This window comes from Pseudoalteromonas sp. P1-26 (genome assembly GCF_001401795.1).
Lineage (GTDB): Bacteria > Pseudomonadota > Gammaproteobacteria > Enterobacterales > Alteromonadaceae > Pseudoalteromonas.
This window is the reverse complement of the sequence record NZ_LKDX01000022.1, coordinates 20,498-33,703: the sequence shown is the minus strand read 5'-3', so window position 1 is coordinate 33,703 and position 13,206 is coordinate 20,498. Positions and strand designations below refer to the sequence as shown.

Annotated in this window: 10 protein-coding genes; all 10 read right to left on the bottom strand. The window is 42.7% G+C overall.

The window, feature by feature from the left end; all coding sequences use genetic code 11:
• Positions 1 to 55: 55 nt before the first annotated feature.
• On the bottom strand, positions 56 to 1,198 hold the full coding sequence (gene asd / locus AN394_RS12055) for an aspartate-semialdehyde dehydrogenase (RefSeq protein ID WP_055021636.1): 1,143 nt from the start codon (positions 1,196 to 1,198) through the stop codon (positions 56 to 58).
• Between the two features lie 119 nt (positions 1,199 to 1,317).
• Complete coding sequence (yegS, locus tag AN394_RS12050) at positions 1,318 to 2,214, bottom strand: lipid kinase YegS (protein WP_055021635.1); 897 nt, start codon at positions 2,212 to 2,214, stop codon at positions 1,318 to 1,320.
• A gap of 128 nt (positions 2,215 to 2,342) precedes the next feature.
• Positions 2,343 to 4,976, bottom strand: a complete 2,634-nt coding sequence (locus AN394_RS12045; RefSeq protein WP_055021634.1) for a TonB-dependent receptor domain-containing protein — start codon at positions 4,974 to 4,976, stop codon at positions 2,343 to 2,345.
• A 78-nt stretch (positions 4,977 to 5,054) separates the two neighbouring features.
• Positions 5,055 to 7,808, bottom strand: coding sequence for a hypothetical protein (locus AN394_RS12040; RefSeq protein WP_054563805.1), 2,754 nt, complete (start codon positions 7,806 to 7,808; stop codon positions 5,055 to 5,057).
• 290 nt (positions 7,809 to 8,098) lie between these two features.
• The gene (locus tag AN394_RS12035) at positions 8,099 to 9,406 is read right to left on the bottom strand and encodes a lipopolysaccharide assembly protein LapB (RefSeq protein ID WP_054563804.1); all 1,308 of its coding nucleotides are present in this window, start codon (positions 9,404 to 9,406) and stop codon (positions 8,099 to 8,101) included.
• A gap of 17 nt (positions 9,407 to 9,423) precedes the next feature.
• Positions 9,424 to 10,029: an energy transducer TonB gene (locus AN394_RS12030; protein ID WP_054552071.1), complete on the bottom strand. Its 606-nt coding sequence runs from the start codon at positions 10,027 to 10,029 to the stop codon at positions 9,424 to 9,426.
• Between the two features lie 12 nt (positions 10,030 to 10,041).
• Positions 10,042 to 10,455 (bottom strand): biopolymer transporter ExbD, encoded by a 414-nt coding sequence (locus tag AN394_RS12025; RefSeq protein WP_036971869.1) that lies wholly within the window; start codon positions 10,453 to 10,455, stop codon positions 10,042 to 10,044.
• A 45-nt stretch (positions 10,456 to 10,500) separates the two neighbouring features.
• Positions 10,501 to 11,028 (bottom strand): MotA/TolQ/ExbB proton channel family protein, encoded by a 528-nt coding sequence (locus AN394_RS12020; protein ID WP_054552070.1) that lies wholly within the window; start codon positions 11,026 to 11,028, stop codon positions 10,501 to 10,503.
• A 3-nt stretch (positions 11,029 to 11,031) separates the two neighbouring features.
• Entirely contained in the window at positions 11,032 to 12,399 is a 1,368-nt protein-coding gene (locus AN394_RS12015; RefSeq protein WP_055021633.1) for a MotA/TolQ/ExbB proton channel family protein, read from the bottom strand.
• Positions 12,400 to 12,409: 10 nt separating this feature from the next.
• Complete coding sequence (locus AN394_RS12010) at positions 12,410 to 13,162, bottom strand: DUF3450 domain-containing protein (protein ID WP_054552068.1); 753 nt, start codon at positions 13,160 to 13,162, stop codon at positions 12,410 to 12,412.
• Between the last annotated feature and the right edge of the window lie 44 nt (positions 13,163 to 13,206).

Genomic DNA, 13,206 nt, shown 5'->3' with positions numbered 1-13,206 from the left:
CCTTTAGTGCTAAAAAAGGCCAGCAAACTGCTAGCCTTAATATTGAGATGTGTGATTAATGTTGGCCATCAACAATAATGCGTAACATGCGACGAAGTGGCTCAGCTGCCCCCCATAACAGTTGGTCACCAACCGTAAACGCACTGATATACTCTGGACCCATCGCTAATTTACGAATACGACCTACCGGAATAGACAGCGTGCCAGTTACTTTTACAGGGGTTAAGTCTGTAGCGGTAATGTCACGATCATTTGGGATCACTTTTACCCACTCATTGTGAGAAGCAAGAATTTCTTCAATTTTCTCAACGCTAATGTCTTTGCGCAGCTTAATTGTCATTGCTTGTGAGTGACAGCGCATTGCGCCAATGCGAACACATAAGCCATCAACAGGGACAGGTTGTTCGCTGCTACCTAAAATTTTGTTTGCTTCAACTTGCGCTTTCCACTCTTCTTTACTTTGACCGCTTGGCATTGGTACATCAATCCAAGGGATAAGGCTACCAGCTAGAGGCACACCAAACTGGTCTTGTGGTAAATCGCTTGAGGCAATTTTTTCGGTGACTAACTTATCAATCTCAAGAATCGCAGCATTTGGATCTGCAAGCTTGTCTGCCACTGTTTCGTGAATTGCACCCATTTGCGCAATTAACTCTTTCATGTTGCGTGCGCCTGCACCAGAAGCCGCTTGATATGTCATTGGGCTTACCCATTCAATCAAGTCTTGTTCAAATAAACCGCCTAGGGCTAATAGCATAAGTGATACGGTACAGTTACCGCCCACATAGGTTTTAACACCTTGCTCTAAGCCCGCACTGATAACGTCTTTATTTACCGGATCTAGCACAATAATACTGTCGTCACTCATACGCAGTGCCGATGCCGCATCAATCCAGTAACCTTGCCAACCTGATTCACGTAATTGCGGGTAAACGGCTTTGGTATAGTCACCGCCTTGGCAAGTAACAATAATATCCATCTTCGCAAGCTCAGCGATATCATTGGCATCTAAAAGCGGTTTAGCAGGGCCAGCAAGATCAGGGCCTAATTGACCGGTTTGTGAGGTGGTGAAAAAAGTCGTGTCGATATTAGAAAAATCATTTTCTTGCTGCATACGTTCTAATAACACAGAGCCAACCATGCCCCGCCAACCGACTAATCCTACTTTTTTCATTGTTTGTTCCACTGTTTGATTCATTCAAATTACCTAAACTGTTAAAAATTAAAGTCCATTGCGTGAGAGTTTAATTTTTACAGAAGTAATCTAGCATTGCGGCCTTAGCAAAACCAGCGCTAACCGAGTAACATCAAAATTTTTCATCTTAGCATTGGGCAAGCTTCTGGTAGCACCATATTTAGCGCGCCAGCGTGCACTTCAAAACGCTGTTGTTTTGAGGTAATTGGCTCGCCATCTAAGTTTATTGGCATTTCTGTTTGTGTTTGCCATTCAAGCCAAGGCACTTGAAAGCGTTTTACCCATTGTTGCGATGAATTAGGGTAATTGCTGAGCTCTTCGATAACCGCTGGTACATCTGAAATTGCAAATGATGTAAACGCCACTAAATCAACCAAGCCATCATTTATGTACGCATGTGGCGCAAGGGGCTGACCGCCACCCGCTTGGCGGCCATTACATACGGCGGCGGCAATAATATCTCCCGAAGTACGTTCACCATCAGGCAGCGTTAACTCGCCACTGTAAGGTACAAAACTCAGCGCTTGTACAAGACCAGCCAGGGTATACGCGCCACCACCGAGTAAGTTTTTCAGTGCAGGCGGTGTGGTTGCGGTAATTTTTGCCCCAAAGCCAGCACTGGCTACGTTCACAAAATAACGCTTATCAACCTCTACCGTATCAATTGCATACGGCTGACCCTGTGCGGCAAGTTTCAGTGCTGGCAAGTACCCGTGAGGAATATTAGCTGCTGTAGCAAAATCATTTGCTGTGCCCATAGGTACAATTGCAAGCTCTAAACGTTGTGACTTTTCCAGTTTCATTAATGCATTAACGGCTTCATTAACTGTGCCATCACCACCAGCTACGACAATACGTTTTACACCTTCTGCGACTGCTTCATTAATAAAGCGCTCAATGTCACCGCCTTCATAAGTAACACGCACTGCAAGTGGCTGACGAGTTCGAAATTGACCGATGGCATCACGAAGCTGCTCATCAGCCGCTTTTTTGCCATTTATAATTAACCGTAAGTCCATTTTTAATCCCTGTTTTAACACTTAGAACTACCATAACACGCAATGGTTTCTAGAAACAAAAAAGCCCTGCTAGTGCAGGGCTAAATCAACGTTAGGATTTATTATTGTATCCTTCCTTGGTCAGAGATTTAAAACTGATATTTGTACTCAATTGAGAACTCAGTGCCTTTCTCTTTAGAGCGAGTTAAGGTACCCGCTGACTCTATTTCAGATTTTGCGCCCAAAATATTCGTCACTTTAAACTTCAAGCTTGAGTTGAAATCAGGGAAATAGGTGTAGTTAAAGTCTAGAGAGTGGAAAGGTTGCTCCATCCAATCTTCTTGACCTTCAATGCCAGGAATTATAATCCGCTCACCAAATACGTTATAGATTAGCGTTGAAGCATGTTGCCCACTAGGTGCGTCATAGCCTAACTGCATGTTTACAACATATTTTGAGTGACCCGTCATGCGACGTGTTGTATTTGTAACCGCTGCAGAAACCCCTGTTTGTTCAACAATCGCCTGACGGTCCATGTTGATTTCTGAGTCACTTAAAGTCACGTTACCTGTCATGAATACGTCTTGCCAGAATCCACCTAAGAAAGCGAAATCTTTCAGGTATTCAAATTCAACACCAGCAACATAGCCATCTTCTGCATTAGCAATACGTACCAGAGGTGGACCATCTTGTGCAGGTGATTGAACAGACTCAATTGGGTCAACCATGTCTTTATAGAACACACCAACAGAGAAGTTCTCGCCCGTATCAAAATAGTTTTCCCAGCGGAAATCATAGTTTTTGATTTGGGTTGTACGTAGACCTGGCGTACCACCTACAGGGTATTCTGTAAGCGGATCGATGTAAGTTGCGTCAGAAATCTCACGTAAATCTGGGCGAACAACAGTTTCACCATAGCTTAAGCGCCATTGCGTTTCGTCACTTTGTACATAAGTTAATGCAAGTGCGCTATAAACGTCGTCTTCACGGAATGCGAGCTGATCTAACTCATCATAATCGATAGAAGATGCAAGGCCACCAGTAAATGGGTCAAGAGGAACAGATACTTGACGGAAATCTTCCCAACGTAAACCACCGGTAATACGCCATGTGTTATTGAAGAAGAAATCAGCTTCGAAGTAGTATGCATCCACTTTCTGCGCTGACTTATAGTCATCGCCTGAAACCGTTGTGTCGTTTAAGATTGGCTGCGTTAGTGACGCGTTTGTAAGTACATCCTCAGATAAAATGGTGTTTAACTCATTTCCGTTTAAGTCAACATCTGAGAATGCACGTGTATTGATATCAAAACGACGGTTAGTTGCTGAACGCTCTTTAGAGATAAAGTCGGCACCTGATTTAAGCTCAACATCCACGCCATCTAGCATAATAGGCAACGTAAAGTTAAAACCGTAGTTCTCTACTTCATCATCCAAATCTTGGAAAGTGTAACGTGCAGCTGTTGTTGCATTGGTTAATGCGCTTTCGTTTACTGTATCGTAAAACCCATCTTCGTTAGCATCAGTAACAATGAAACGAGTTTCCATGTTACCTGGTGCGTAACGGTTTGAGCGACCAATTGAATACTTCCAGTCAAAACCCGCGTAATTCAACCAATCAAAAGTATGCATACCTTTTAACTGATTAACGATCAGCTCACGCTCTTCATAACGAACATCGTACGAGCGTACACGCTTGTTGTCTGAGGTATTGTTGTTTTGGTCAATACCTAAACGGTCTGAAATTTTATCTTCAGTATCACGTAGGATTAATGCTGTGTAGTCAATTTTATGCGCTTTGTCATACTCAACACCAACCGTAACCATTCCTGATGTCTTAACCGTGTGTTCTGTACTTAGTACTTGGTCATAACCACGGATCATGGTTGTTGAGTTTTCACCAATCAAGAAACCTTGACCTTGATACTCATCTGAAACAACGTGTTTATTATCGTAGCTAAGCGACGATAAGAAACCGTAGCGCCATTTATCCGATTCAAAGCTGTTACCTAACGTGGCAGTGAACTTTGTATTTGGATCAACCTTTGCTGATTTTGGATCATAATCGCGATTTAACGACAGTGCTAAAGCACGGCTTTGCTCAGGTGTTAAATCATCAAGCGATTGACCACTTTGGTATACATCAAGGATAGGACGCGGAATTTCGCGTGTGCCATCGTCAACACCGTACCAGTCATCCGAACCACCGTTGTATTCAAGACCATCATCAAAGTTATTGTTGTTATAACCAAGCTGACCCGTCACATCAAATACAAACTGATCAGGAATTGATTTCAAGCGAATATCAACGTTACCACCACCAAAAGATGCTGGCATTGACGGTGAATATGATTTTTGTACTGATAAGCTTTCGATAATACCTGATGGAAATAAATCCAGTGGTAATACAGAACGCGTTGGATCTGGGCTTGGTACAGCAGAATTATTTAACTGTGTACTTGAATATCGTTCACCTAGACCACGTACATAAATAAACTTACCATCAACAAGTGTTAAACCTGTTACACGGCGTAGCGCTGCAGCAGCGTCACTATCACCACTACGTGAAATTTGCTCTGCACCCATAATATCAGCAACGAATGCTTGCTGTTTACGCTCTTCTAGAACAGCTGTTGCAGTGCCTTTTAAACGACTTGCACTTACAACAACTTCTTCAAGAACAGCTTCTTCGTCTGCTTCAGCTGCGTGTGCTGAGACACTCAATCCGCATAAGATAGCTGCGCTTAGTGCTGTTAAGCTGAACTGTTTTGAATATTGTTTCATGTTTACCTCTATCTGAAATAAGTTACAGAAAGTTGTTTAAAGGTGCTAAACACGTTGTTTAGCACCTCGCTTACTGTGTTATTCCAGACCTACTGTCCAACCTTCAGTCCAGTTGTTATCAGCAGATACTGCACCAATGTGCGTTGTTGTATCGAAGAAACCGTCGATTGCTTTAACGTCTGTCGCTGTTGTTGTATCGATAGTGAAGATACCATTTACAACTTGCGTTTGACCTGTAGCAACTAAGTTACCTAATGTGTTTGTCCACCAGTTTTCAACACTGAAATCTACACCACTTGGGTCTTTGAAGTTTTCAGAACATGCAATCACTGATGATTTAATCATTAAGGTACCATCTTGAGCATTCTTAACTGTTTCACTTTCACCTGAAGCAGCACCTTCAATCTCTAGACATTCGCCCATACCTTCAGGGCCCGTTACGATTGCGTTATAGATTTGCGCACCCGTACCTTCACGGAAGTACATACCTTCTGAGTCATCTTCACCATCAAAGGTATTACCGATGATTGTTAAGTTAGCAATTGTTGGGTTTGACTTAGGTGTTTTAGACGGTGTAGAACCATCGTTGTCTGCTTCAATACCACGGTTCGCGTCTGAGTTATCAGCTGCTTGCTTAACAAGAATGTGCTGCATTTTACCTTGGAAACCATTGTCCCAGTCGATGCTGTCATCTTGAATGCTTGTTAGTACTAAGTACTTCGCTTGAACGTTACCACCGAAGAACTCAACACCGTCATCCGCATTTTGGTGTACTTGTACATACTCAACAGTTGTACCAGAACCAACACCACCGAACGTGATACCGTTTAATTCGTTATCTGGTGCGATTTCGTACCCACCATTCATCACACGAACATAACGCAGTGTACCTGAGTTATCCGTTGTATCAGTACCACCGAACACCGCACCTGACTCAACACCTTCAACTTGAAGTGCACAATCACCTTCTGCTGGACACTTGTTTGATGGTGCGTTACCAAGAAGTACTAAACCACCCCATTGACCAGCGGCTGTAGTACCACCCATCACATCTTGGCTTGAAGTGAACGAGATTGGCTCATCTTTAGTACCGTTAGCATTAATTTTTGAACCACGGCTAATTACTAAGTAATCATCACCTGTACGGCCATATACTGTTACGCCTGGCTCGATTGTTAAAGTAGCTGAATCTGCATTATCTTCACCTACAAATACTGCGCCGCTTAATGCGTAGTAGTTACCCGCAGTAAGAGTTAAATCAGCGGTGATACGACCAGACACTTCACATGTTGTTGTGCTGCCATCAACTGGAGAAATTGACGTTGTACCTGATGGACAACCTGCTACTGCTGGTGGTGCAGTTACTTCACCGCCACCGTAACCAAATGCCCAACCTTCACGCCAGTCATCTGAATCATTCAGTGCACCAACAAAGTCAACTGTATCGAAGAACGCATCAACAGTATTTGCTACATCTTGGCCCGCGCCTAGTAATGGAGAACCTGCAATTGGTTGACCGTTTGCACCAAGCATTGGCTTATCATTGATTACGTTACCAGATTGTGCTGTAAACCACGTTTCAAGCTCTAGTAATGAATTGCCGCTACCATCAACTGGGTTTTTGAAGTTTTCGCCATTAGTACACGACATGAATGTGTTTTGAATTAAGATAGTACCATCGTTAGCGTTATTAACTGTTTCGCTTACACCGTCTTCAGCACCTTCAATTTCTAAACACTCACCCATTTCGTCAGAGCCAGTGATCACAGAGTTGTAAAGGTGTAAACCTGTACCTTCACGAAGGTAGATACCCTCAGCATCGTCTTCACCGTCGAAGTTGTTGCCGATGATTGTTAAGTTAGAGATGATTGGTAATGATTTTGGTTCTTTAGAAGGTGTGCTACCGTCGTTATCTGCTTCGATACCACGGTTTGCATCTGTTGAATCTGGATCTTGTTCAACGTAAACGAATTGCATTTTACCTTGGTAACCATTGTCCCAGTCGATGCTATCGTCGTCGATGCTTGTTAATACAACGTGCTTCAGATTTACCGCACCACCGAAGAATTCAACACCATCATCTGAGTTGTTGTGAACTTGTAAGTACTCAACCGTTGTACCAGAACCAACAGCACCAAATGTAATACCATTTAGTTCATTATCTGGGGCAATTTCATAACCAGCATTTTTAACAACAACGTACTTTAAAGTACCAGAACTATCTGTATTGTCTGTACCGCCGAATACAGCACCAGATTCAACACCTTCAACTTGAAGAGCACAATCGCCTTCAGCAGGACACTTATTAGAGATACCGTTACCAAGAAGCACCATACCGCCCCATTGGCCTGCAGATGTTTCTTCACCAACTACGTCTTGCTTAGAAGTAAAGATGATAGGGTCGTTTTTAGTACCTGTAGCTTCAATTTTAGAGTCACGGCTAACAACTAGGTAATCAGAACCGCTGTTACCGAATACTACCGCACCCGCTTCAATTGTTAACGTTGCACTGTCTGCTTTATCGTTACCAACGAATACAGCACCATCAAGCGCCCAAAATGCGTCTGTTGATAATGTTGTATCTTCAGTGATTACGCCTGAAAGAACTTGTACTGTCACATCACGACCTAATGCAGCAGACACTTCGTTCGAAAGACTTTGGCTGTATACACCCGGTAACTCTTCAGTTGTTGGTGGTGTAGTTGGGTTAGTAGGTGTAGTTGGTTGCTCAACTGTTTCTTCTACGTTGATGTTGATATCACCACCGCCACAACCTGCTAGTGAGATTGCTGTAGCTACAAGACTAACCTTGAATAAGCCAGATAATTTCATTGTTCACTCCGTTAAGATAGATATTTAATTATTGTGTTAGCGCATAAACTCAAGTCACCAAAAAGCACTGAAACTTAATGCTTTTGGGTCACTTGAGTTTTAAACTGCGACTACCTTACGGGAGCTGTATGACAAACTAGTTACACTTTAATAAACATAAAATGACAATATTAATTATATAAAAAAGAGTAAGTTAGTTTATTTTAGGAATTGAAAAAAGCCGCCCGAAGGCAGCTTTGGTGTTGCGATTATAAATTAGTTCTTTTGTACGCTTACCTGTTGAATACGATTTAGAGTAAAGCGGTACGTAATGTTTCGGCGTGCACTTTTTCACGCTTCACATACTTGATCCATTGCTCAGCTAAACGCTGCGACTTTTTGTGTTTTTCCGCTTGTTCAAACGCTAAAATCGAGGCATCAAAGTTTTGTAAATTGTATTGCGCCATACCTAAGGCAACATACACATTCGATTCAAACTCTAAGCCGCCTTTATCTAGGGCTTTACGTGCTGCATCCGCTGCTTCTTCGTATTTTTCAAGATTGATGCTTACCTCTGCAATACGTTGTTCGTACTGACCATGCGTTACTAAATCAGCGGCTTTTGCAAAGTAAGCAAGTGACTTTTCAGCTTCTTTTGCTTGTACCATCGCTTCTGCAACAAAGGCATAGTTTTTCGCTGATTTTTCAGCGACACCGTCTTGCATAGCTTTACTCATAACATTTGCCGCTTTAAAAGCCAGGCCGTTGTATAAATACACTTGTGATAATTGACGTAGATCTGATTTAGATTTCATGAAACCTTGTTGATATGCCGCTTCTAAAACCGCTAATTGCTTTTTCTCTGCGCCCGTTTCACCGTACATGCCGCCTAACTGAACCCAGTACTCTGGCTTGTTGTAAAGCTTAACTAAACGTTCAAGTACCTCGACCACTTTGTCAGACTGATTAAGTGAGTAGTACATTGCACGCTGTAAGATTAACCAGTTTTCTTTTGGCATTTCACCTTTGCTGTCGGCTTCTGCGATAGCTAGGTTAATGTTTTCAATGCCTTTTTGGTAATCTTTAAGCTGATAATACGCTTGAGATTTCAATACATAATAAGCATCTGTTTTAGGCTTGTCGTTAATCACATCCCACTGTGCTAAATATTTGATTACCTTTTCGTAATCGCTATTAGCCATTGCAAGTTGCGCTAAACTAAACGTGGTGCTTACACGTAAGGTTTCTGGAATCGCATCTTCGTTTACTACTTTTTCAAACGATGCAATTGCTTTATCAAGGTCGTTTTCGTTGTAGTAAATAAAACCGTAGAAATTATGCATCATGGCAATTTCATACGAGTTCATGCTCGAAGAGCGCTCTTGAATACTATCAAGAGCTTCTAACCCTGCTTTTGCATCTCCATCATCAGCCAGCTTTTGTGCTCGTGCTAATTGGCTATACACTTTTTCGCGCAGTGCAGGTACCCGTTTAGTTTTTTGTTCTTGTGCGTAAGCCGTTGCCAGTGTGACACCTGGTAACATGCTAACAACGCTTGGGACTACAAGGCTGCTTGTGAAAGCAGCCGCGCAAATCACGGCAACTTTTAAAGGTTTCATAATCGCATTCCTCTTTTCTAACCGTTAATTTGGAAAGAAATTTTGTTCTGTACGCCCGCTACTTCAACAGCTTCACCGTTAACAACGCGCGGTTTATATTTAAATTTAAGTGCTGCATCCATCGCAGCGCGGTCAAACAAAGACTCTGGTTCAGCTTTAATAACTTTCGGGTCACGTACTGTGCCTTGCTTGGTTACTGTAAACTCAACAATCACATAGCCTTCGATCCCACGCGATAAAGCTCGGCGCGGATAAACAGGCGCTACTTTTACAATCGGTAAGTATTCACCGTCGCTTGATTCAAGGGCTAAGCCGCCAGCTAAGTTAACGTCGGCTTCAACACTGGCACCAAAGTCAAAGTTGGCATTGCTCGCGTTAGGATCACTGTTTTGCATTTGCGGTGATTCCATTGGCGGAGGTGGCTCTTTTGGCGTTGGTGGCTTTTGCGGTTTACGTTCTTTCTTTTGCACTGTCTCTTCTTTTTTCAGACGAACAAAATCAAGTACGTTTCCTTTTACGGGCTCAGACATGGCCCCTTCACCACCGGTGATCAGTGCCTGCATGCCTAAAAACAGCATGACAGTCACGATACCAGCGATGATTAATGCAACTATATAACGCATCGCTCACATTCCTTATGATGCTTCTTGCGCAGCAATCGACACATCAAATGCGCCTGCAGCACGTGATGCATCCATTACTTTAATAAGTACATCGGTTGTGGCTTTCTTATCAGCTTGAATAACCACACTACCTTGTGGATTTTCAGCTTTTAAGCGCTCGATATTTGCTTGTACTGCACGAACATCTACTTGGCGTTTGTTGATCCAAATTTCACCTTTGTCAGAAATAGCAACTAAGATGTTGGCACGCTCTTTTTTCACTGCCGTTGCCGCTTCTGGGCGGTTTACATCAATACCGGCTTCTTTTACGAATGATGCTGTTACGATAAAGAAGATAAGCATGATGAAAACAACGTCTAGCATTGGCGTCATGTTGATTTCTTCAGCGTCGTCTTCTTGAAATAAGTTACCTAGTGGCGCTCTCATTGTTAGTCTCCTAGTGGGTGATGCTCACATCACCCTAAAATTCGTTTAGTGGTCTAAGACCATGTTGTCTTCAAGTAATTGCACTTCGCGTTTTGCACGACGTTGTAAGAACGTTGATGCGAAAACCCCTGAAAGTGCACCCACCATGCCGGCCATTGTTGGGATAGTGGCTTTAGACACCCCTGATGCCATCGAACGTGCACTGCCTGTGCCTGTGATTGCCATTACATCAAATACTTCGATCATGCCGGTTACGGTACCTAACAGACCTAAAAGTGGACATAACGCAACCATTACGTTGATTAGCGCAAGGTTATTATTTAGTTGCATGCCAGCGCGTGAAATCATCGCTTGGCGAATTTGCTCTGCGTTCCAGCTGTTACGCTCTGCTCTATTGCTCCAAGTGCTTTTTACGTCTTTCTTGTAGCGTTTAAAGCCACCAAAGAAATACATAAAACGCTCAAGTATCAATAACCACATCGCGAAGATGAGGACCCCGATGACCAAGAGAACTTGGCCACCTGTGTCGAGGAAATCACGTAGAGCATTGATTGCATCAATCAATAGCACCATGATTTATGCTCCTTTCTCGCTTCGCTCTGCGATGATACCTGCGCTTTGCTCTTGTAAAATCAACAGCATATTTTTAGAACGCGTGTTAAGAAGTGTGTATAAGAATACTGTTGGGATAGCCACAACCAGACCAAGTACCGTTGTTACAAGTGCCTGAGAAATACCACCCGCCATTAGTTTAGGGTCACCTGTACCGAACAAGGTAATTGCTTGGAAGGTGTTAATCATACCGGTTACCGTACCTAGTAGACCAAGTAGCGGTGCTACCACAGAGATAATCTTAATTAGCGTCAGGTTACGAGTAATTTTTGGCATTTCACGAATGATTGCTTCGCTTAATTTAAGCTCAAGCGTGTCGTACGCTACATCTGGGTACTGGTCTTTCACTTTCATTACGCGACCTAGTGGGTTGTCATCACGTGCCACTGTGTCTTTAAGCTGACGACGGATTTTGCTACCCATAATCATCAGAGATACAAAACGCTCAAGTGCAATTAGTAAAGCGATTAAACCAACACCTAAGATGATGTAACCAACCGTACCACCTTGGTGAACTTGCTCTTCAGTATCTGGTGCTTGTACTAAAAGGCCTAAGATTGAACCACCTGTAGGGTCAAGTGCGAACGGTACAACACCTGAATTTGCTTGCTGTAAATCAGCAGCAGTTGCTGTGTAACGGCTGCTAGGCTGACGTGTAAGCTGGCTGATTGTATTTGTAGCCGGTGTGTACTCAAGGTATTTACCGTCTGCGATTAAGTTAAATGCACCAACACGCATCACTTCTTTTTGTGCTTTGCTGCCACCTTCAACGATTACATCTGTTGTAAAGCGAGATACTTTACCTTGCTCAGTCATTTCGCGTTGTAATTCAAACCAAACTTTTTCGATATCATCGATAGAAGCAAGCTTTGACGTTGAACCCATTTTTTGTGCTAGCTCATCCATGAAGTTACTACGACCAGGAAGCTCTGCAGAAACAACTGACGTCATGAATTTGTTGCTTGAATCGCCCGCAACTTGTTGTAACACACCGAATAGTTCTTTAAGTGAACCCATGCGGTTAGAAAGTGTGCCTGTTAAGTTAGCTAGCTTTACTTCGTTTTCTTCAAACTGAGTTTCTAAACGCTCAGACTCGTTAAGCATTGCAGTACGTTTTGCTTGTGTATCTTTAAGCATTTGTACTTGCTCGTTTTGACGTGCCATGAACTCTTGTTCACGTTGTTTATTTTCGGCGCTTTGCTGTGCTTTACCTTGCTCTAATGTTTTTAGTAATGAGTCTAAATCCATTGGCTCAGCCGCTAGGCTGCTACCAGCAAAACCAAGGCCAGCTGCAAACACGGCCATTTTTGTCATTTTCGTTAATAATTTCATCTCAAACCTCTTATTCAGCAGCGTGGACTGGCAGTGTTAACATATCTGGGGCAAGTTGCTTACGTGCAATGCGTAAACCTTTGTTGATTTGGCTGATTGCAGAATCTGGTAATTCAACAAACGATTTTGTTTCTTTATCCCAGCTGCCTGCTTTTTTGCCATCGCGTGTTAAATAAATAAGTTCTAAACGACCGATGCGTAAGAAATCTACTTCGCGCTCTTGGCCATCTACATTCAGTAATGATGTATACGCTTCGATAGTGCGACCGTAATCAACTTCTACTTGGTAAGCTTCAAGTAAGCGGCGGAATTTTTCACTTGAAGTGATGTCTGCGCGATCCATCATTTCTTTTAATGATGCAATACGCTTGCTACGTTCTTCAGTTAAGAAAGGCACGTCTAGTGCAACGAATTGTTCAAGACCTGTGATCATACGCATCATTAACGGCGTAATTTGACGCTCGATAACCGATACCTGATCCATTGACTCGTTTAACGCGTCCATTTCTGCAATTTGGTTATTCAATTGCTTAGTAAGTTGCGCGTTATAAACAGTTAAGCCGTCAATTTCTTTATTAAGGGCTTTGAATTGTTGTAAACGACCTTGCATTGAATCTGCAATCTTGTCGATTTTAGTTTGTGATTGCGCTGCAGATTTGTTTATCTCGCTGCTTTTATCAATTACTTTATCTAGATCGTTTGCATGTACTGCTGCAGATGCCGCTACAATACCTGCTAAAATCAGTGGTTTAACGCCTTTCATCGCATACACCTTTACTCGTTAAGTTAGCTTAATTTGCTAGTTGG